Here is a 21,580-nt window from a genome sequence, read left to right on the forward strand (position 1 = left end):
TAAATGTCGCAGATTCTTCCATCCGAAGCAATCGTTAGAGCCATTGCAGCTTCGGAAAACGATTATATGTTCGACCGCATGACAGCGATCCAGGCCAGGCCGGGTAACCCGGAAGGAGTGGAAATCGGGCGATTCGGCAGCGCCTTGTGCTTGTACAGCGCAACGATGCCCTGGCCTTCCTTCAATACGGTAAAAGGATTTACCTCTGAGAATCTGCCATTCCTGGATGATATTCTGGCGTTCTATACATCCAAGGCTCGCAATGCACAGTTCGAGATGGTTCCGGGATTGGTGGATGGACCATCGCTTCATGCACTGGCTGAACGGGGCTTCTATCAATCAGGCTACCATGCTTCGTTATATAGAGAGCCGAGTTTAGACCTAATGATAGACAATGGAGAGATTGTTGTGAAAGAGCTGGAGGAGGATGAATTCGAGCTGTACGCCATGCTGCACTGCCGGGGTACAGGCTTGCCGGATAACGGAATACCTCATGTGGCAGCCAATAACAAGGTTCTCTATCATCGTCCGGGCTGGAAGTTTCTTGTCGCGTATTTGAACGGCATTCCTGCAGCTACAGCAGTGATGTATCAGAATAATGGCGCTGCCTCCCTGACCTTCGCGGCGACTCTGCCGGAGCACCGGGGTCAAGGCTTGCAAACTGCCCTTATTCAGAGAAGGGTTGTAGAAGCAGCCAAGGCTAACAGCAAGATCGTAGTCGGCCAGTGTTCCTTCCTGTCACAGAGCCATCGAAACATGGAGCGCGCGGGCATGAGAATCGGCTACATTCGAACAACATGGACAGCAGGACAGGGCCGCAGCTAGCGGGCTTCCTATCAACAATCTTGTAATTGTCGCCGCACTTCGTCGAGTCGGCACGATCATAGGACGGCTAACTAACAACTGCTTCATTTTAAAGGAGTACAAGCATGAACCGCTATGCCAGCCGTATTAACCAGGTCATCCGGTATATGGAGGACAACCTGTCACAGAAAATCTCGCTGGACCAGCTGGCGGAGATTTCGCTATTTTCCAAGTATCACTTCTCTCGGATCTTCAGTTCGGTCACCGGTTCAACGCCGCTCGCTTACTTAAATATGCTACGGCTTAACCGTGCAGCCCGCTATCTGACCGAAACAGACATGAGTGTCCTGGACATTTCCGTCCAATGCGGGTTTGATTCCTTGTCGAATTTCAACGCAGCCTTCAAGAAGCACTTCCACAAGACACCAAGCCAGCAGAGAAAAGAACATCTCCAGAACCGCAATATACCGTCAGTAGACGGCAATAAGCAGGGAGAATCAGCCATCCCTCCGCGTTATGATGAAGGTATTCATCATTATTCTTTTCTCAGGAGGGTATGGCAAATGAATGTAACGATTACAGAACTGAAGGATATGGAAGTCGCCTATGTAAGGCATGTTGGAAGTTATTTGGACACCTATCAGGCTTGGGGAAAAATAGGTTCGTGGGCTGCAGGCAGAGGCTTCTTTCCCCCGGCACATATGTACATTGGCATCTCGCTTGATGATCCAAGCGTTACAGAGGAGTACGCCTGCCGGTATGATGCCTGTGTGACCATTCCGCCGGATGCAAGGGAAGAGGGGGGCTCAGAGGTGCAATTCCGCACACTTCCCGGAGGCCTGTACGGCCTGTATTCCTTCTACGACACTATTGATAAACTGGCGATCGCCTACCAGAGCATATATGGCCAGTGGCTTCCTAACAGCATCTATGAACCGGATGACAGGCACTGCCTGGAGTTCTGTATGAACAATCCTGCAGAGGATCCGGAGGGCAAGGCAAAAGTTGATTTGTATATTCCACTGGCACCAAGGAAATAAGGACTTGCCCTTGACCCTAACGCTGCGTGATCCATTAGAGTAGGGTCAGGGAGCGTGATAGACATGGAGCTTGTATTAGCGAATACACTTGAACAATATGATCATTTATATGCACTGAATGAAGGCAGAGAGGATTATTTTCGCTATCAGATGATGAAGCCCTTCGAGAAGATGTGGAGCACCATTCAAGTACCGCTGAAGGCCAAGCAGCCCGGTGGCTATGATGTCGTGATGGCAGCCGGTATGCTTGGTTACCTGCCTTTGTCAGAGACGGCAATGGGAAGGACTGCGGTGAAGATGCTAAGGGAGCGGCATGCTATGGAGACAGCGCAGGATACCTTGAGGCACTGTCTTGCCTATGCAGAGAAGAACAACCTCAACTGCCGTGCGGGCCGGCTGGTGTTTGGGCTGTATGTTGCCGATCCGGTCAAGCTGGAGCTGCAGCATGGTTATACGGGTTTCGGAGGGATACCAGGCTTCATACAGATTATGCTTTACCCCAATGCATATAATCTGCCGCGGCTGCCCGCAGTTGTAGCACATGAGTTTCATCATAATATCCGGTTCTCTTATTTCAACTGGGATCATGGCAATGTAACTGTCGGTGATTATCTGGTCATTGAAGGCTTGGCAGAATCATTCGCACAGGAGCTGTACGGAGAAACACTGCTGGGGCCTTGGGTGACTTCGATAAACCAAGAGGACCTGGCCTATTCCTTGGAAGTTATGAAGAATGCATTACCCATTAAAGGCTTCGCAGAGGTCAGCAGCTATATGTTTGGAGATACGTTCGCACGAGAGCAGGGGTACCAGCCGGTAGGCCTGTCGCCTTTTGCCGGATACTCGGTAGGCTATCATGTGGTGCAATCTTTCCTGAAGAGAAATAAAATCGGCATACAAGAGGCTACGCTGCTTAGTGCGGAAGAGATCATTAGCGAGTGCGGGCTGTTTGGCTGACAGGAAAAGATTCATCTCGTTTGCCGCAGTTGAACATGCCATAGGAATGATGCACTCCTGACGATCCTGATGTGGACTCTTTACCAAGGAATGGATTTCTATGGTATGATCAAGACAAACCGTTATATGGTCCAGCTGTGTGCATTTGTTTCGGGCAACGTGCTATAGAGAGGAATCCTAATGTTCATGAACAAGGAAGACATCATCAGGCTGATCGGGGAGCGCTCTCTCTTCTCAGCAGATGCCGATATTTGGCCTATATACAGAGGAATGTCCGGTGACGGAAAATTTCTCGTTACAGAACGTGCCGGTAAAGATCTTACTAACCGTTATCTCTTGCGGACTTTTCCCACAGACCTTGAAGAACGTAAGCAGATAGAATTCGACCTCATGGCAAAGCTGCACGGCAGCGGTATCCGGTGTGCCCAGCCGATGGCTATCGGCCGACTGGCCCCTGAGCTGGGTTACACAATTGCCTCATACATAGAAGGCCAGGAAGCAGCGGAGGTCATCTCTGAATTTACACAGCAGGAGCAGTATCAAATCGGACTGGATGCGGGAGCTGAGCTTAGGAAAATCCACGATTTTGCCGCACCTGCTTTAGCAGAATCCTGGTATGAACGTAAAACCGCCAAGCATAGAAGATACATAGAGGCATATTTGAATCAAAGTGTACGGATACGGCATGATGAACAAGTTATGGCTTTCATTGAACAGAACCTGCCGCTCATGCAGGGCAGGCCGGATTGTCTGCAGCATGATGATTACCATCTCGCCAACCTTGTAATGAGGGACGGGAAGCTGGCTGGCGTTATCGATTTTGAGAGATATGACTGGGGCGATCCGGTCCATGATTTCCTGAAGCTTGGAATGTTCTGTACGGAGCTCAGTATTCCATACTCGATCGGCCAGATCGATGGCTATCATAGGCAGCAGCCGCCAACGGAGCTGTTCTGGAGACTATATGCCATATACATTGCCATGTGCCTGTTTTCTTCTGTTGTATGGACGCTTCAGGTTCAGCCAGGCAACATGAAGGCCATGATGCTGAAGATCAACCGGGTGCTGGACGATCATGATTATTTTGAACGGATTAAGCCCAAATGGTACCCGTCAACAGAATAGGATCGGAGTGGTTGCATTGATCAGAGCGTGCAAGGCTGATGACTTTGGCATGATACATACGATTATTAATGATGCAGCGCAAGCCTACCGGGGGATTATCCCGGCTGACCGCTACCATGAGCCCTACATGCCGGAACAGGAGCTGCAGCGGGAAATACAGGATGGCGTTGAGTTTTGGGGGTACGAGGAGGAGGGCGAGCTGATTGGGGTGATGGGCATTCAGGATAAGGGGGATGTCACGTTAATCAGGCATGCTTATGTGCGGACAACAAGCAGAAGCAAGGGGATTGGAACCCGGCTGCTCCGCCACCTGACCGAGAGAGCCGATAAGACTGTGCTTATTGGTACTTGGGCAGCTGCCGATTGGGCCATCCGATTCTACCACCGCAATGGGTTTGAGTTAGTGTCGGAAGAGGAGAAGAGCATCCTGCTGAAGCAGTATTGGCAAATATCCGAGCGGCAGGTGGAAACATCGGTTGTTCTGACGAGCGGGAGAAGCGCTGTATAGATTGCCCTATATCTTGAAAGGAGTGATGCAGTATGAGAACAAACATTCATCAGCTGTTAACGGTTGTAACGGAGGAAAGGCTTGAGAGGTTAGAGCGGTAGAGAGTCTGTTTGTTGGGATTCCTCTGCCGCAATAAGAGGAGGAATTCTGGTAAATGATCACATTACGAAGCATTGACAAGACAAACTGGCAGGCCTGCATCGAGCTTAAGCCGAAGGAGGGGCAGGAAGGCTTTGTCGCATCAAACCTGTATTCATTAGCAGAGTCGCATTATCATGGGTATGTCTGTAAAGGAATCTATAAGGCCGAGGAAATGGTCGGGTTTGTCATGTACGGCATCGATGCTGACGACGGCAACTATTGGATCGGCAGGTTCATGATAGAGGGTGACCGCCAGGGTTATGGTTACGGCTCAGAGGCCCTTCAGCTGGTCATGGAAGAGATACGCCAGATGAAGGACCGCTCAGCGGTACTGAAGCTTGGCTATAATCCGGACAATCATGCGGCTGGCAGGCTGTATGCCAAAGCCGGTTTTGTGGAAGAAGGAATTGCGCCATGGGGCGAGATGGTTGTGAGCTATACGTTTACTGACTTATAGGATAAAAAGATTCCAAATAAACAAGGGGCATGTTATTCGACATTCGCCCCTTGTTTTTATCCATTTTCATAACCGTGAGCTGATGACAAGGAGATGAACAAACCGTTGGGATACATAAGTGAGCTTAGAGCGCTCGTAGGGACAAGGCCATTGATTATGGCAGGGGCTTGTGTAATTGTGTTGAATACAGAGGGGCATATTCTGCTGCAGAAGCGGACCGACAGCCTGGACTGGGGAACGATTGGCGGCGCCATGGAGCTGGGAGAGTCATTCGAGGAAACAGCTGCGCGAGAGTTATATGAAGAAGCTGGCCTTACCGCAAGCAGGTATACGTTCATTGCTCTCCTGTCGGGCAAGGATATGTATTACCGTTATCCTCATGGCGATGAAATTTACAATGCGTTGGCGGTATTTGAAGCGCATGGGGTGGAGGGGAAACCCGTCATTCAAGATGACGAGGGGCTGGAGCTTGCTTATTTTCCGCTTGACCGCCCAATCCCAGACCTCAATCCATTCTCGGAATTGATCTTGAGAAGAACCGGTTACATCCAATATACAGATCCAGCGGAGGAGAGAAGCAGTGAAGGTACAGGGGTTTAGTCATGTGACCATCAATGTTCGGAGCCTGGAGCAGTCACTGGCATTTTATCGGGATCTGCTAGGCATGCGCGTCATTCACAAGGGGAACAAGGATGCATATCTGGAGTGGGGGAGCGCCTGGATCTGTCTGCTCGATAGGCCCGATTTCCCGGCTGCAGGCACCAAGCATATTGGAACCGATCATATCGCGTTCTATATACAGGAAGAAGATTTCCATGAAGCAGTGCAAGAGTTGATACGGTACAATGTGCCGATTGTGCGGGGACCGGTTCAACGAGGCGGGGGCTGGGCTATAAATTTTCTGGACCCGGATGAAACTGAATTGGAGCTGCACACGTCTACATTACAGGAACGAATGAAGAGCTGGGCTTGATGCAGCCAGGGGGATTTCGATTGAAAAAATGGAACAGACGCATCGCTGTGGAATCGCTACTTTTTCCTCTAGTTGTCTATCTTGTATACACGGCCTATCAAGGGGTAAGCGGATATCTGATGACCATGTACTACGTGCCTGATATTGTAAACGAATATGAATCAGTGGATTATCTGCAGCATAAGGTCAGCTTCGGGGAAGTCTATCGATTTGAGTGGGGCGGTTTGGCGGGCAGCTTATTAGCTTGGTTAATCTTATCACTGGTCTACTATATCGTTCGATACTGGTGGAAGTTTAAACGGCAGCTGTGAAGGCCAGTAGAAGCAAGGAGGGGTATTATGAGCAGTGAACAGGAGCTGCGGGAGATTAAAGAGACATTGAAGTCGATTGATGAACGTCTTGCTGTTATGGAAAATAATGAGGGTGATGAGCGGCCTTTTTGGCTGAACTTCTTGATCGCCTTTGGGGTAGTGCTTACCGCAATCTTACTAATAGTTGGTATTAGTGTCTTCATTGGAAAGGAATAATGGAATTTGGCTTACGTACACAAGGAAATTTTCGTTACAGCTCCAATTGAAGCTTGCTTTGATGCGGCTCGCAATATTGAGATTCATTCACAGACGGTGTGGAAGCATACGCGTGAACGGGCTGTTGGCGGTGTTACTGCAGGATTAATCGGCAACGGCGAGACGGTTACCTTTGAAGCGAGACATCTTGGCATCCGGCAGCAGCTGCAGGCCAAGGTTACGGAGTACAATAGGCCTTATATGTTTGCAGACATTATGCTGAAGGGTGCTTTCAAGCATATGACACACACGCATCTGTTTAAGGAAACAGAAGGCGGAACAATAATGACGGATATTCTGGACTTCTCTTCACCGTTTGGCATCGTAGGCAGACTATTCGACAGGCTGGTTCTGGAGCGGTATATGACCTCCTTTATCACCTATCGTCAGGTTAAGCTGAAGGAGCTGCTGGAGCAGTCAATAGAAGTGAAATAATCATCGAATTATCGACCGGCTGGATAAAATCATTGAACAGAACGAACGGCAGTAGCCGCTTGCTTCTGCTCTATCTAGGGGAGTATACGCCGTGAAAGATACAATACGTAACCAGGAAGAACTGATGCAGCTTCTGGATGACTTGTTTCGTAATGAGGAAGAACGGTGGCAGGAATTTTATAAAGACCGGGACCGGGATATACCGTTTTTCGTTGATGCCCCGGATGAGAATCTGGCCGCTTATTTTGAAATGGGGATAATCCAGCCAGGCCGAGTCCTGGAGCTTGGCTGCGGAGCCGGTCGGAATGCCATTTATATGGCTCAGCAAGGCTGTACAGTTGATGCGCTGGATCTTTCGGAACGAGCGATTACATGGGGAAGAGAGAGGGCTGCCGAGAAAGAGATAACGGTAAACTTTCAAGCTGGTAATGTATTTACAACCAGTTTTCCTGACATCCCGTATGACGTAATCTATGACTCGGGCTTGTTTCATCACCTATGGCCGCATAGAAGAATTCAATATGTCGACCTGCTGGCAAGCAAGCTTAGACCAAGCGGCCACTTAGGCTTAGTCTGCTTCGCCCCGGGTTTTGAGGAAGAAGGCGGTGCCGCAGAACGGTCTGACAAGGATGTCTACCGGGTGGTTGGTTCCGGAAGTGGATTGTCGTATAGCAAGGAGCGGTTGACTTATCTGCTGTCTGGCTATTTTGAGCCAGTAGAAGTCCGCCTGATGAATGAGCATGCGCAGAATGAGCCTGTCTTCGGGAAAAGGTTCCTGTGGGCGAGCTTATGGCGCAGAAAGTGAGTGGTTATGAAGAAAATCACCATTATCATTTGTTCGCTTGTCGTGATCGCAGCCGTTATCTTCCTCTATACAGCGTTTAAGCCGGCAGCGGTGGATAAGGAAATAGCCAGTGTGATCTACTCTACCGAAGAAGGTGTGGAGAAGCAGTCGGTCGTGCAGCTGGTTGGAAACGTGCAGCGCCATTCATTCAGCAGCCGCGTCTTTCAAGGCAGGCTGACCGTCGACCACGATTTGGCCTATGATGTGAAGCTGTCCGAATCGGGCAGCGGATTCTTCGGCACGATTGTGTCCTTTAACAGTGACAAGTCTATCCAAACAAAAGGTACTGTATATGCATCCAAGGAGCTGGACCGGGTATGGATCTGGCTCGATGAGCTCGATAAGCGGTATAACATGGAGAATGGATACATAGCTGGTCCTGCCAGCACGCAGGCGGAAGCCAATGAGATTGCCCGCTCGTTAATAGAAGGGCAGTAACATAACCGGGCGATGTCCAGGACAACTAACATTAATAAGGCATGTACGGAAAGGGGAAAGCATGGATCAGATAGCAATCATATCCGATATACACGGCAATATGCCCGCACTGGAGGCGGTGCTGAAGGACATCGAGGAACGGGGCGTCAAGACCATCTTCTGTCTCGGTGATTTGATCGGCAAGGGACCGGACTCGGATGCTGTGGTCGATCTCATTCAACATAAGTGCGAGCAGGTTATACAGGGGAATTGGGATGATTTTATAACGAGGCCTTGTGAGAGCGAGACCCTTCAGTGGCATCAGCGGCTGCTTGGGGAACAGCGGCTGTCCTATCTGGCTGCGCTTCCTTTCTCGATAGAATTCATGATGAGCGGCAAGCTGGTCCGGTTATTTCATGCGTCGCCCAGAAGCTTGTATGAGCGTACGCAGCCTTGGGATGAACTCAATCAGCGGCTCTCTCTATTCGAAGGCTCCGAGCACTGTCCGAGCCAATCGGCGGCTGAGATTGCCGGCTACGGGGATATTCATAATGCTTACCTTCAGCATCTGAACGGTAAAACCTTGTTCAACGTTGGCAGTGTTGGCAATCCGCTGGATATCACCCAAGCCTCCTATGTTATTTTGCAGGGCAAGTTAAACAGCAGCGAACAGGATACGATTCAGCTGCAGTTTGTCAGAGTTCCCTATGATATCGAGCGGTCCATCAGCGATGCTGTAGAGGCAGAGATGCCGGACTTGGAAGCTTACAGTAAAGAGCTGAGAACCGGAATATACCGGGGGATCAGTTAATCATTCTCTTTATTTTTTATGGAAACTTTATAGAGTTTTTCAGGATATCATGTATAATTATGGAAGTAGCTCAAGCATTATTCCACACCCGATCTTAGATAAGAGCTGTCTGGGGTCGGGTTTTGTCTTAATCCAACGAAATAAGGGGGCTTCTTGATGAATCAGGCACAAAAACCGGAGCAGTTATTATTTGATCACGGTTCCCGAACACCCTGCAAAGAAATATTTCAATCCGTATGTGATCGACTAGGCAAGCATTATGAAGCTAAAGGCTTTAAATATTTTCGCTCCAGGCCCAAGCTGGTTTATAAAGAAACTGATCTTAGACTTGAAATACATATGTGGTCAAACAACAATACGCCTGGCGACCAGGTGACACTCGAGATTTTGCCCTACTTCTTCTCCCAGCGGGTTCTGCAAAATAAGAAAGCAAGGGGGATCCGGCAGGAAACGAACGATGGCATGATTCTGGGATACCCGGCAATCTTCATTCATACCATTACTGATGAGCCTTCGGGCACTGTGCGGGTGAAGCATATCTATGGAGAAGAGATGCGCCGCAGGGATGAAGCTTCCGACGAGGCAGTGGAAATTCTGGGGCATACCTGCAATGTCTATAAAATCACGGACGAAAAATTCAGCCAGATTATACAGTTTATTGACCAGAGAGTCTTGCCCTATCTGGATGTCTTAAAGGATAGCAGTAAATTGAACGAGTTTCTCGCTGGTTCAAGCAAGCAGAGATTAGCCTATGCCAAGCGCAGCGACTTCTATGACTATATTTCCCTCTCGTTTCCGGAGGAACAGGAACGGATGCTCTCCTTGCTTCAACGGACGTCACAGCCACAGGGTTAACCATACAGGAAGGGGGGAACTATGCTTAAAAATCGTATAAGTCCGAAGGGTATTATACTCTGCGTATACTTGGCAGTTATTATTCTGGAAGGGGTTGTATTCATACCCGCAGCAGCGGTTTGGGGACCTGACAATACCGTTCATGGCTATACCTACACGTTCTTATTTAATCTTGTTGATGATAGTCATGAGGTTACGGATATTCAGTCTCATATAAGATAGATATAGCCCGCCTGCTGTATACGCTTGGCATCACCACGCTGATCGCTGCGGTGGTGTGGGTACTGCTGTCTTTATGGGAGAAGGAAGATTCCGAGGGTGTGAGCAGGTAAGGGTGGCGATAAACAGGCTTTTCTTATATGATAGTGGTTGTCTTATCAAGGTAACTATTGACATGTTCTTGAGGAAGGGTGGGCTCTATGCCTAAATGTAATAACTGCGGCCGCCGCTTCAGCTACCCCCATGTACTGAAAACCGTCTCCGCATTGTCCGGGTACCGGTCCATGGTGTGTCCGGCATGCCAGCACGCTCATACCATCACATTAGCCTCGCGGTTTGCTGTCTCCTTACTGGTAGTAGTCTTTCCGCTGCTTATGCGAATGCTCTACTTTCCTGAGCAGCCACTGCCCGGGACCCTCGCGCTCGTGCTGTTAATTGCAGTCTGTGCGCTATTCTTCACGCCTTTTCTCGTCAAGGTAGAAAAAAATAACCGGAGGAACTCTTGAAAGAGTTCCTTTTTTAATCTCATTAACGAACCATATATGGTATAATTAGTAAGTCATAACTAGAGAGTGGGGATAGCTTGAGAAAACAACTTATACTTGCATTGCTGATCGCTATAGGTTCCTTATCGCTTGGCGGCTGTCAGAATAATGAGGCTCCGGCCGTCATAGAGCAGGATGATAAAGAAGCTGTCGTAAAAGTGAAAGAGCAAGCACCCCTGGATAAGGGCAAAATTATTCAATTGCCAAGCGATAATGCGGAATATGCCATCCTGAAGGCTGGAGGTGTGGACATCGCCATGGTGTATGACCTGCAGCTGGGCAGCCAGAGATTTACTCAGGTTGATGCCTGGATTGACAGGTATGACAAGGGTAAATTCACGAGCATGATAGGTGTAGTCCCATTCGAATTTATAAATGCTGCAGATCCATCCCATCAGGCGAATCATGAATACAAACTGTATTATACCTTCTCGAAGCTTGACAGCGTTGAACAGGAGAAGATAACGATCGCGTTACGAGAGGACCAGGGGTTGGCTATGACAGAAATGACCCAGCCGTTAAAAGATCTTACCAGCGGCATTGTGCACTCGCTGCCCGTCGAAGAGATTATTCCCGGGAAAACTCATGATCTTGCGCTATTAGCCTGGAACAAGAATAGCGGCGGGACGACTAGCGATGTAGAAGAGACGATTAAGAATAACGAACTGGTCTACGTGCTTCGCTGCAAGTTCACCGCTGCGGAAGGCAGTCAGTCGTGAAGACCTTCCACTATACCCTGCCAGTAGTTAAGCTCTCTTCAGCATGGATTACGATATACGCTGGAGACGAGAACGGTGAGCCGGCGGGGAGCATCAGGCGCTGTTACCGGAATAGACTGTCACAGCTGATCTGCTGGGCAATGGATTCCTATGACATGAATATAGAAGGACAAGACGCGAATCACGCACAAGCTGTGCAGCTCATCGACCGGCATATCTGGCTAGGCAGGAACAAGTGGAATGCAGCTATACTGGAGAATGGGCAGGAAACCTCCGCTCAGGTGAATGACATCACGAAGATCAAGCTGAATCCAAGATTTGAGATTCTATGGGAAGACCGTACATTGGACCTAACCAGAGAGCTTTTGCACAGGCGCACAGTGGTTACGGAGCGCGAGAGCGGACTGGAAATCGCTGTGATTCAGTTTGGGAAAGGACTGGATTACCGGAGACGGTCTATCACCATCAATGAGGAGGGACTGTGCCCGATCCTGACAGCCTGTCTGGACTATTTAATGGTTAAGGTATATTGAGGGCGTTCGGTTCGTTACATAATGAGACAAAGGAAGATCAGGGTATGAGAGCAAGTGCGCCGTTAACAGGCTTTGTCGATATGCTCCTGGGACTGCCATGGTACTTTCATATATTGTTTATATTTGTCATGTCTCTTACCGGCGGTATCTGTTTATTCCTTGTAATCAGATGGCTTCTGAACGTGCTGCATGAACGGATCAATGCGGAACGAATCGTGGCCTGTTCGGTTGTGGCGAAGAGAACGGTGGCAGTCCGTGGCGTAAGAGGCAGGAGGGAAAAACATTACATTACATTCGAGTTTAGGGACAGGACCCGGAAAGAGCTGCGCGTTGACGCCAATCAGTTTGGAGAGGTTATAGAGGGAGACAAGGGAAGCCTGACGTATCAGGGGACAAGGTATAAAGCTTTCATAAGAGTTATAAACCTGTCGACAGGTGGGCAGAATGGATGAAACTGCATACCGCTAGAGACAGGAGATTGAACTGTGGCAGAATGCTCTTCATCATATGTGGCTGAAGCGGATATCACCGGTTTACAGGGAGGTATGAGGAATAGGGAATTCTCGTCCAAGGAACTAACGCTTGCCTATATGGACAGAATCGCCGTTTATGATAAGTCGGGGCCCTGTATTAATTCTGTTATAGAGCTCAATCCGGAGGCTATTCTCATTGCAGAAGCCAGGGACCATGAACGCTCAGCCGGAATGAACCGCGGGCTTCTTCATGGCATCCCGATCCTTCTAAAGGATAATATTGATACCTGTGATCTTATGCATACCACCGCTGGGAGTCTGGCGCTCACTGGACATTATGCGAGTGAGGATGCCTATGTTGTCCGGCTGCTGCGGCAGGCGGGTGCCATTATTCTGGGTAAGACGAATATGTCCGAGATGGCCAAATTTCTCACGCACCATATTCCTAACGGATTCAGTTCGCGAGGGGGATGTGTGCGTAATCCGTATGCTCCCGGCAAGCTAGATGTTGGCGGATCAAGCTGCGGCTCAGGTGCAGCCGTTGCCGCAAGCCTGGCGGCGGTGGCAGTAGGTACGGAAACGCTGGGTTCGATCATTAATCCGGCTGTGGAGAATTCCATCGTAGGGCTTAACCCTTCAATTGGGCTGGTCAGCCGCAGGGGAATCATGCCGCTGGCGCCCACCCATGATACAGCAGGCCCAATGGCTCGTTCGGTTAAGGATGCGGCGATCCTGCTTTCTGTTTTGGCTGCTTATGATCCGGAAGACGCTTCGACCTTAATGGCGAAGAATAAGAGCTATCCCGATTACACGATATTTCTTCAGAAGAACGGCTTTCAGGGGATCAGGATTGGAATCCCCCCGGATGCTAATTTTCCCAAGCTGCCGGCGGAGCATCAACAGGTGGTGGAGAGAGAGATTGAAGTCTTACGGCAGCTTGGGGCGAAGATGGTTGAAGTGGAATCCATTACTGGTCTAGAGAGGCAGGAGTGGGATATGCGGGCCTTGGTCTATGAATTCAAGCCTGCTATTAACCGTTATCTGGCCAAGCTGAGTCCTCACCTTCCGGTTCACAGCCTGAGGGATATGATCGATTTCAACTTCCGTCATAACCGTGAGCTTATTGAAGCCTATGGTCAGGACCTGCTTATCGCCTCTGAACGGACGAGCGGAACGTTAACGGAACCGGAATACATTCAGGCCAAGCTGAGGGATCTGCGAGAATCCAGAGAGAACGGGATTGACGCCATATTATCGAACCACAACCTGGATGTGCTGTTGTCGCCCGGTCACGATGGAGTGGCCGCGCCTGCCAAAGCCGGTTACCCCTCCATTACCGTTCCAGCAGGATACACAGCATGCGGGGAACCGTCAGGCTTAACCTTTATAGGCGGTCAATTCAGTGAAGGCTTATTAATCCGTCTGGCATACAGCTACGAGCAGGCTACCTTGCATCGCAGGCCTCCGAATCTCTAAAAAAATTTATATAGCGGCATTCGAGCAATCAACTCTCGGATGCCGTTTTTTCGCATTCAACCTTGTAAGGCTGCAGAAGATTACGAGGAAGACATGCTGGGTAAATAGGTATACGATACAAGATCCGTCTGTTTGTGCGGAATTGTGGGGGCTTATACTTGAGATTTGGGAGGAAGACGAAGAATGAGAGAGAGAACGACTTGGACTTGGCCGAGAATGGCTGTCCTGCTGGTCGCGGCCAGTCTTGTATTATCGGCTTGTGGAGGCCGGTTTGGCGGAGGAGGCAGCAGCAGCTCGAACGCTGGTTCGAACACTAATACGGATTCCTCTAACAGCCAGGCAGTTGAGAAGGTGGAACTGGACTTCTGGACCTTCTGGGGCTCGGAAACACGCCGGCCGATTATTGAGAAGATCATTCAGGACTTTAACCAGTCACAGGACCGGATTACCGTTAAGCATACATACCTGCCTTGGGGGGATATCTGGACTAAAAATCTGGCAGCAATCGCAGCAGGCAATCCGCCTGATGTCATTGTCAATGATATTGCAACTGTTGCCCAGCGGGCTGAGAACAAGCAGGCTGCCGACTTGAGCGCTTATACCCGGAAGGAACCGGTGGAGGATCGCTTCTTCCCCGAGCTATGGCAGGCTGTGACGCATGAGGGAAAACCCTATGCCCTTCCGTTCAATACAGACACCCGGTTCCTCTATTACAACAAGGAAGCCTTCCGTGAAGCTGGCCTGGACCCGGAGAAGCCGCCGGGCACATGGGCGGAGCTTGAGGAATATGCACAGAAGCTGGACAAGAAGAACGGAGACCGTTACGAACGGATTGGCTTCTACCCGACATGGGGCAATTGGGGCTGGGACAGCTGGATGATCAATGCAGATAACGGGCGCGGGTTCGTGGATCAGGAAGGCAATGTAACGATTCATACACCGAGGAAGGTCGAAGCCTTGAAGTGGATTAATAACTGGACGGACCGGCTGGGTTCATCGACCGTAAATGCTTATAAAGCGGAATTTGGTGAGCAGCAGTCCAACCCGTTCATCGCGGGTAAGGTCGGTATGATCATTGAGATGGCGACCTTCTACACACAGCTGAGGGATTATGGTCAGGATGTTGATTTTGGCATTGCTCCAATCCCGGAGTATGAGGAAGGCTCTGGTCATTACAGCTCGGGCGGCGGCTTTGTAGTCGAGATTCCATATGGATCAGATCATCCCGACGAAGCATGGGAGTTCATCAAGTATTTGACCGATGTGGAGGCGCAGAAGTATTGGGCGGTGAAGAACTTCGACAATATCGCCAATATTGAAGCTTCACGCCAAGCGGCGGGCAGTGATGAGCTTAGTGAGACAGGCAGGATGGTATACTCCGAGGCTGTCCGCAATCTGGATGTGACCAAGATGTTCCCGATTCCCGCTTTCGCGCCGGATTACCGCAGCTTGCTGAATCCGCAGGCGGATGCGGCGCTGCAGGGTGACAAGATGCCTGAGGAGGCCCTCGAGCAGGCACAGGAAGATGTGGAAGCATTGGTCGCAAGAAACAAACAGTAGTGCAATCAGAACGGCGGCAGCGAACAAGCCGCCGTTCTATATTTTTGAATCCTGGCGAAGTAGGGAGAGAGCATGCGATGAAAACAAAGACTGGCCGCTCAGCCTTGCGGCCATCCGTATCATCTAGAGGTCATTATACCGGACAGTCAGCGCCCAGGAAGAGATGGCTGACGATCGAGCGCAAGGAAACGATGCAGGGGCTGTTATTCGTATCCCCCTGGCTGGTCGGATTCCTGTGCTTTGCGCTTGGTCCGATGCTGTTCTCGCTGTATGCAAGCTTTACGAACTATAATATAACCTCCCGAATGGACTTTATTGGGTTAAGCAATTATGAGCGAATGTTAACGATCGACAGCTTGTTCTGGATATCGCTTTACAACACCCTATACTATGTGGCCTTTATGGTTCCTCTCACCACAGCCGGCGCCGTCATCCTGGCATCACTGCTTAATCAGACCATACCTGGCAAGCGTATATTCCGGACAGTCTATTACCTGCCGGCTGTATTGTCGGGTGTTGGTGTCTACCTGCTCTGGATGCAGCTTCTTAGCCCATCTACAGGGCTTGTTAATACCGTGCTTGGCTGGTTTGGAGTGGATGGTCCTGCCTGGCTGTTTGACCCGGATTGGACGAAGCCTGCGCTTATTCTCATGAAGCTGTGGGGAGTGGGAAGCGGTATGCTCCTCTATCTGGCCAGCATGCAGGGCGTTCCGAAACAGCTGTATGAATCTGCTGAGTTGGATGGGGCGGGGCCGCTAAGGCGTTTCTTCACAATTACGCTGCCCATGATTACTCCGATCATCTTCTTCGATATTGTAACCAGCACGATTGGAGGCTTTCAGGTTTTTCAGGAGGCCTATGTCATGTCGGAGAGCGGAGACGGGGGACCTCAGAACTCACTCGTCTTCTACAACCTGCATATGTGGAATAAGGCCTTTGAAGTATTCGATATGGGCTATGCAACGGCAATGGCCTGGGTGCTGTTCACCTTTATTATGGTGCTTACCCTCATTAATCTATGGTTGGGCAAGCGATGGGTCTATTACGAAGGGGGTGACCGCTGATGAGTGGACGTGTGTATGCTGGCAAGCCGGCCCGCCTCAGCGGCCGCAGATCGAGGAATCGGACTGCGAATCTCCTGGTCTTCCTGATCCTGACCGCGGGAGCCGTCATTATTCTATCCCCGGTGTGGTGGATGTTTGCAACCTCTGTGAAATCGATGCAAGAGATTATGCAGTACCCGCCGACCTTTATTCCGGAGGAGTTCCACTTTAAAAATTATGTAGAGGCATGGACATCACCGGCAGCGAACTTCACCCTCTGGCTGGTGAATACGCTAATCATAACGGTATTCGTAGTTATCGGAAGTGTGCTGTCCAACTCATTCGTTGCCTACGGCTTTGCCAAAATCAGGTTCAAGGGCAGAGATGTTCTGTTTGCCGTCGTACTTGCTACGATGATGATTCCCGGCTTTGTCACGATGATTCCGCAGTATATCCTGTTCTCGAAGCTGCAGTGGATGAACTCTTACTTGCCGCTTATCGTCCCGCCCTTCTTTGCGAGCGCGTTCTACATTTTTCTGCTGCGGCAGTTCTATATGACGATCTCTACCGAAATTATCGAGGCAGCGAAGATCGATGGGGCGAGCCACCTGCGGATTTGGTCAAGAATCATGCTGCCGTTAGCCAAGCCAGCTATTGCGACAATCACCATATTCTCCTTCAACGGAGCATGGAACGACTTCCTCGGCCCGCTGCTGTACGTTAATGACGAAGCACTCTATACACTGCAGATCGGCCTGCAGACCTTCAAAGGAACGAACGATACACAGTGGCATTATCTGATGGCTGCTTCGCTTCTCGTTCTACTGCCCGTTATTCTGCTGTTCTTCTTCTTCCAGCGTTATTTTATTGAAGGTATGGACCTGACGGCGGGAACGAAGGGATAGGAATGGAAATTTCCACAAGCAACCCATATAATGAGGGCTAAGGAATCGTAATCAGTAACTACTATAGAAGGCAGCAGGGCAGGGGAGAGGCAGGAATGAAGAAACCTAAGATAGTCGTGATAGGCAGTATTAATATGGATATAGTAGTTGAGACCGGACGATACCCGCAGGTGGGAGAAACGCTTCTTGGTGAACGAGTCCGTTTCATCCCTGGCGGGAAGGGGGCGAACCAGGCTGTTGCAGCTGCACGGCTCGGTGCGGATACCTCAATGATCGGCGCTGTGGGTGGCGATACCTTCGGCCGGCAAATGCTGGACAGTCTCATGCATAATGGCGTGAATGTATCGGGTGTCAAGCAAACTTCAGAAGCAGCAACAGGAATCGCCTCCATCTATGTTGCGCAAGGCGACAACAGCATCATCGTGGTGCCTGGTGCGAATCACACCTTAAGTCCTGAGGATATAGAGCGGCATACGCACCTGCTAGCGGAGGCGGATATTGTTCTCCTTCAGCTGGAAATCCCCATTCCTGTTGTACAGTATGCAGCCCGCAGAGCGAAGGAGTACGGGAAGACAGTTATATTAAACCCTGCCCCTGCTCAGCCGCTGCCTGATGAACTGTTTGCATGTATCGACTATTTCACACCGAACCGGACTGAGCTGACCAGTTATGCGGGTTTGAAGGCGGAAGCTGGCCAGCTGATGGAAGGAATGCTCAGTATGAAGCTTAAGGGAGCCGGGCAGGTGATCACAACACTAAGCAGCGAAGGCTCTGCGTTCCTGGATCCTGCTGGCAAGGTGAAGCTGATCCCAGCCCACCAGGTACCGGTTGTTGATACGACTGGAGCCGGGGACTGCTATAACGCGGCACTCGCGGTAGCAATCGCGAAGGGGTGCCGGCTTGAGGAGGCCATCCGTTATGCAGCTCTGGCATCGGCACTTGCGGTAACTAAATTTGGCGCTCAAGAGGGTATGCCGACATCAGAAGAAGTCGATTCCTTCCTGCAGCAGCTGGGATAATCAGCAGAAGCAGTCACTATTGGCTTTGGGGGGAATCTTGTCAACCATGAATAATTCAGAGGTTAAGGGCATGCCGGAGTGGAGCGGGCTATGGCTGAATCACAGCCAAGAGCTTGTCTGCTTCTATGATTCGAATGATATTATCGTGCATATCTCACCATCCTGCCGCACAATTCTTGGCTACACAGAAGAAGAGATGATTGGGCGGCACCGCTCTGAATATGAATTTACTGATGATGAGCCGTCGGCGCTTTCACTCGACTTGCCCGTGTATGATTCCCTGCGAGTCAGTAAAGTGCGTCACAAGGACGGACACTTCTTATGGATCGAATTCTCGGACCGGCTCATAGAGGGTGAGCCAGGAAGTGGTTCTGAGGTTCATCTTATGTCAGTTGGACGTGATATCACGGAGCGGCGCAAGAACGAAATTCTTCAAGCTTATTCCCAAAGTTTAATTGAGTACGGGGCGTGGGAATGGGATATCAGGACCGAACGCTTTTATTACACCAAGGAACTTCGCCATATCTTTGCTAATGCCATCCAAGCCGAAGAAACATCGCCAGATCCCTTCTTGTCCCTGGTACATCCTGAAGATCTGCTAAGAGTAAAAGAACAGTTGACCAGAGCCGTTACTGAAGGCATGTCCGGGGAGATAAACTTTCGGCTTCTGCTGCCGGACGGCCGTGTACGTATGCTGCATGGGGTTTGGGAAGTGCTTACCGATCAGGATGGAAGATCTGTCAGGATTATTGGGGTCAATCAAGACAAGACCAGACAGCATGAGTTAGAGGAACAAATCCGCACCAGTGAGCGCAAGCATCGGCTGATTGCGGAAGCTTCGGTGGATTGGATCACAAGGCACAAGCCCGATCACCGGGCAACGGTCACGTACGCATCTCCTGTATGCAGAACACTGCTTGGCTATGAACCTGAGGAGATAATTGGACTTGCTGCATTTGACCTTATTCATCCTGAGGATCAGGACAGTATTCGTGAGTTTCTGGTCCTAAATCAGCAGGCGCAGCAGGAGAAAGGCATCTGCCGGGTGCGCCGCAAAGACGGGACGTATGTTTGGCTGGAGACAACCAGCCGCTCCATTAAGAATGAGAAGGGGCAAATAGAGGAGATTATATCTATATCCCGAGACATAACCGAACGCCGTAAGGCGGACAAGCTGTTACAGGAAAGCCAGCAGCGTTATAAGTCACTATTTGACCACAATACGGCAGCCGTGTACTCCATGAAGCTCAATGGTGATTACGAAACGGCTAATCCCAATCTGGAGAAGCTGACCGGCTACTCTCTCGATGAATTAATCGGCATGTACTGGGGACCGATTGTAGACCCGAAGGACCTTCCGAAGACGCTGTATCATTTTGGCCTTGCCACCAAAGGACAGCCGCAGAGTTATGACCTGACTATTATTCATAAGAACGGTCATCCGATTGAGATTAACTCGACGAATATCCCTATTGTCGTTGACGGAGAAGTAGTGGGCGTGTTTGGAATATCGTATGATATTACCGAGCGCAAACGGTATATTGCTCAGATTGAGAAGCTCAGCAACGAGTATAATTTAATTCTCAGCGCTGTATCGGAAGGGATAATCGGTTTTAATGCAGAAGGCAGCCCAACCTTCATGAACCCGGCTGCCGCTGGTATGTTTGGTTATCCTGATGGTGAAGTGACAGGGCTCTCTCATGAAGGACTTCTTAGGCAGATTGCACCCGTTGGTTCGCTTCTGCAGCTCGAAGAATCACAGATACTGAATGCGATTGTTAGTGGACGTGTCTACCGTCACAGTGAAGCCGTATTCTGGAGACGGGACGGCTCGAGCTTTCTGGTTGATTACCAGGTCACTCCTATTATCGATAAGAGTGAAGTAAGAGGAGCTGTGGTCGTGTTCCGGGACATTACCAGTGAGAAGGAAATACTTCGAGCCAAGGAATCAGCAGAACGGGCGGATCAGGCTAAATCTGAATTCCTTGCTGTCATGAGCCATGAAATCCGCACGCCAATGAATGGAATAATGGGTATGGCGGATTTGATGGCGGACACGGAGCTGACAGAGGAACAGAGCAGCTATATGGAGACAATTCTAGCAAGCTGCGGCTCGCTTCTGCGAATCCTTAACGAAATCCTGGACTTCAGCAAGCTGGAAGCAGGCAAGATGGACCTGAGCTTCGAGCGGGTTGACATTCGGAAGGTAATAGCCGAAATAATGGAGCTATTCTCCCCCAGAGCAGCTGAGAAGGGGATTTCATTCACCTGTCACATTGATGATAACCTTCCTCATCTCATCATTGGAGACGAAGGCAGATTCCGGCAGGTGCTCGTGAATCTTGTTGGAAATGCGATCAAATTCACCGAGCAGGGCAGTGTGTCTATAACGGCTTTCATGAAGACAGGCAGAGACCAAACAGCTGAATTTCTTAGTGTCTATGTTGAGGATACCGGAATCGGGATCCCGGCTGATAAGCAGGAGCTGCTATTCCAGTCCTTCTCGCAGCTGCATCCCTCCCTTAACCGCAAGTATGGCGGAACAGGTTTGGGTCTAGCAATATGTAAGAAGCTGGTTGAGCTGATGGGTGGAGTTATTGGAGTGGACAGCCGGGAGGATTTAGGCTCTGTGTTCTATTTCACACTTCCATTAACCCTTGCGGCTGATGATGTTCATCCACATAATGCTGCAGATATAATCCGGTCAGATAGGTCAGACAAGAATGCTGAGCAGATACTTGCTTACACAACGACGGATACACAGTCTGTTGACTCCCCTCGGATTCTGGTGGCAGACGATAATGAGGTTAACCGCACGCTTATGGTTAAGCTCCTGCAAAAGAACGGACTACAGGCTCAGCTTGCTGTTAATGGCCGGGAAGCTGTTCAGGCTTCGGAAAGAGAGCTGTATGATCTGATATTTATGGATCTGCAGATGCCTGAACTGAGCGGATATGAAGCAGCAGCAGCCATTTTATCAAGGGAGCGAACCAAGCAGCCTGTCATCATAGCAGTCACTGCCTTTGCAAGAGAAGAGGACCGGCAAGCGTGCCTGCGGACGGGGATGAAAGACTACATTAGTAAACCGGTTCTAGCTTCTGAGGTTACGAGGGTGTTGAATTGCTGGCTTCGCAAAGATTAGAGGGATTATTAAA

The 21,580-nt window shown here is 50.0% G+C and carries 24 protein-coding genes and 1 pseudogene; all 25 read left to right on the top strand.

All coding sequences use genetic code 11. The features are described from left to right. Positions 1-3 precede the first annotated feature (3 nt). The 25 genes and pseudogenes from DNH61_RS02930 (at position 4) to DNH61_RS03055 (ending at position 21,567) form a co-directional block, all read left to right on the top strand. Positions 4-825, top strand: a complete 822-nt coding sequence (locus DNH61_RS02930; RefSeq protein ID WP_111145179.1) for a GNAT family N-acetyltransferase — start codon at positions 4-6, stop codon at positions 823-825. Positions 826-929: 104 nt separating this feature from the next. Next, positions 930-1,844: an AraC family transcriptional regulator gene (locus tag DNH61_RS02935; RefSeq protein ID WP_111145180.1), complete on the top strand. Its 915-nt coding sequence runs from the start codon at positions 930-932 to the stop codon at positions 1,842-1,844. A 63-nt stretch (positions 1,845-1,907) separates the two neighbouring features. Then, positions 1,908-2,801 carry a DUF2268 domain-containing putative Zn-dependent protease gene (locus DNH61_RS02940; protein ID WP_111145181.1) on the top strand — a complete coding sequence of 298 codons (894 nt, stop codon included), beginning with the start codon at positions 1,908-1,910 and terminating at the stop codon, positions 2,799-2,801. Between the two features lie 180 nt (positions 2,802-2,981). After that, on the top strand, positions 2,982-3,926 hold the full coding sequence (locus DNH61_RS02945; protein ID WP_111145182.1) for an aminoglycoside phosphotransferase family protein: 945 nt from the start codon (positions 2,982-2,984) through the stop codon (positions 3,924-3,926). 16 nt (positions 3,927-3,942) lie between these two features. Beyond that, on the top strand, positions 3,943-4,434 hold the full coding sequence (locus DNH61_RS02950; RefSeq protein ID WP_245947879.1) for a GNAT family N-acetyltransferase: 492 nt from the start codon (positions 3,943-3,945) through the stop codon (positions 4,432-4,434). A 154-nt stretch (positions 4,435-4,588) separates the two neighbouring features. After that, on the top strand, positions 4,589-5,032 hold the full coding sequence (locus DNH61_RS02955) for a GNAT family N-acetyltransferase (RefSeq protein WP_111145183.1): 444 nt from the start codon (positions 4,589-4,591) through the stop codon (positions 5,030-5,032). A 105-nt stretch (positions 5,033-5,137) separates the two neighbouring features. Next, a complete protein-coding gene (locus DNH61_RS02960) occupies positions 5,138-5,632 on the top strand; it encodes an NUDIX hydrolase (RefSeq protein ID WP_111145184.1) in 495 nt (164 codons plus the stop codon). Further along, positions 5,613-6,005 (top strand): VOC family protein, encoded by a 393-nt coding sequence (locus tag DNH61_RS02965; protein WP_111145185.1) that lies wholly within the window; start codon positions 5,613-5,615, stop codon positions 6,003-6,005. Before DNH61_RS02960 ends, DNH61_RS02965 begins: the two co-directional genes overlap by 20 nt. An 89-nt stretch (positions 6,006-6,094) precedes the next feature. Continuing rightward, positions 6,095-6,209 (top strand): annotated as a pseudogene (locus tag DNH61_RS27095) (cytochrome b6); the annotation flags it as partial. A 134-nt stretch (positions 6,210-6,343) separates the two neighbouring features. Beyond that, on the top strand, positions 6,344-6,532 hold the full coding sequence (locus DNH61_RS02975; RefSeq protein WP_111145187.1) for a hypothetical protein: 189 nt from the start codon (positions 6,344-6,346) through the stop codon (positions 6,530-6,532). Between the two features lie 6 nt (positions 6,533-6,538). After that, positions 6,539-7,006, top strand: a complete 468-nt coding sequence (locus tag DNH61_RS02980) for an SRPBCC family protein (protein ID WP_111145188.1) — start codon at positions 6,539-6,541, stop codon at positions 7,004-7,006. 91 nt (positions 7,007-7,097) lie between these two features. Continuing rightward, positions 7,098-7,811 (top strand): class I SAM-dependent methyltransferase, encoded by a 714-nt coding sequence (locus tag DNH61_RS02985; RefSeq protein ID WP_111145189.1) that lies wholly within the window; start codon positions 7,098-7,100, stop codon positions 7,809-7,811. A gap of 6 nt (positions 7,812-7,817) precedes the next feature. Then, a complete protein-coding gene (locus DNH61_RS02990) occupies positions 7,818-8,288 on the top strand; it encodes a hypothetical protein (protein ID WP_111145190.1) in 471 nt (156 codons plus the stop codon). Positions 8,289-8,349: 61 nt separating this feature from the next. Beyond that, positions 8,350-9,078 (top strand): metallophosphoesterase family protein, encoded by a 729-nt coding sequence (locus DNH61_RS02995; protein WP_111145191.1) that lies wholly within the window; start codon positions 8,350-8,352, stop codon positions 9,076-9,078. A 156-nt stretch (positions 9,079-9,234) separates the two neighbouring features. Next, positions 9,235-9,933: a hypothetical protein gene (locus tag DNH61_RS03000; protein WP_111145192.1), complete on the top strand. Its 699-nt coding sequence runs from the start codon at positions 9,235-9,237 to the stop codon at positions 9,931-9,933. 419 nt (positions 9,934-10,352) lie between these two features. After that, entirely contained in the window at positions 10,353-10,658 is a 306-nt protein-coding gene (locus tag DNH61_RS27160) for a TIGR04104 family putative zinc finger protein (RefSeq protein ID WP_111145194.1), read from the top strand. A 77-nt stretch (positions 10,659-10,735) separates the two neighbouring features. After that, a complete protein-coding gene (locus tag DNH61_RS03015; RefSeq protein WP_146240935.1) occupies positions 10,736-11,416 on the top strand; it encodes a hypothetical protein in 681 nt (226 codons plus the stop codon). Then, positions 11,413-11,949: a tubby C-terminal domain-like protein gene (locus DNH61_RS03020; RefSeq protein WP_111145196.1), complete on the top strand. Its 537-nt coding sequence runs from the start codon at positions 11,413-11,415 to the stop codon at positions 11,947-11,949. Before DNH61_RS03015 ends, DNH61_RS03020 begins: the two co-directional genes overlap by 4 nt. 44 nt (positions 11,950-11,993) lie before the next feature. After that, entirely contained in the window at positions 11,994-12,401 is a 408-nt protein-coding gene (locus DNH61_RS03025) for a DUF2500 domain-containing protein (RefSeq protein WP_111145197.1), read from the top strand. 57 nt (positions 12,402-12,458) lie between these two features. Then, on the top strand, positions 12,459-13,898 hold the full coding sequence (locus DNH61_RS03030; RefSeq protein ID WP_281272365.1) for an amidase family protein: 1,440 nt from the start codon (positions 12,459-12,461) through the stop codon (positions 13,896-13,898). 183 nt (positions 13,899-14,081) lie between these two features. Beyond that, the gene (locus DNH61_RS03035) at positions 14,082-15,458 is read left to right on the top strand and encodes an ABC transporter substrate-binding protein (protein WP_245947882.1); all 1,377 of its coding nucleotides are present in this window, start codon (positions 14,082-14,084) and stop codon (positions 15,456-15,458) included. A 77-nt stretch (positions 15,459-15,535) separates the two neighbouring features. Beyond that, entirely contained in the window at positions 15,536-16,522 is a 987-nt protein-coding gene (locus DNH61_RS03040) for a carbohydrate ABC transporter permease (protein ID WP_111145198.1), read from the top strand. After that, positions 16,522-17,406 (top strand): carbohydrate ABC transporter permease, encoded by an 885-nt coding sequence (locus DNH61_RS03045; protein ID WP_111145199.1) that lies wholly within the window; start codon positions 16,522-16,524, stop codon positions 17,404-17,406. Before DNH61_RS03040 ends, DNH61_RS03045 begins: the two co-directional genes overlap by 1 nt. A gap of 95 nt (positions 17,407-17,501) precedes the next feature. Then, the gene (gene rbsK, locus DNH61_RS03050) at positions 17,502-18,425 is read left to right on the top strand and encodes a ribokinase (RefSeq protein WP_111145200.1); all 924 of its coding nucleotides are present in this window, start codon (positions 17,502-17,504) and stop codon (positions 18,423-18,425) included. 46 nt (positions 18,426-18,471) lie between these two features. Further along, on the top strand, positions 18,472-21,567 hold the full coding sequence (locus DNH61_RS03055) for a PAS domain S-box protein (RefSeq protein ID WP_111145201.1): 3,096 nt from the start codon (positions 18,472-18,474) through the stop codon (positions 21,565-21,567). The last annotated feature ends 13 nt before the right edge of the window (positions 21,568-21,580 follow it).

This window comes from Paenibacillus sambharensis (genome assembly GCF_003233845.1).
Classification (GTDB): domain Bacteria; phylum Bacillota; class Bacilli; order Paenibacillales; family Paenibacillaceae; genus Paenibacillus_I; species Paenibacillus_I sambharensis.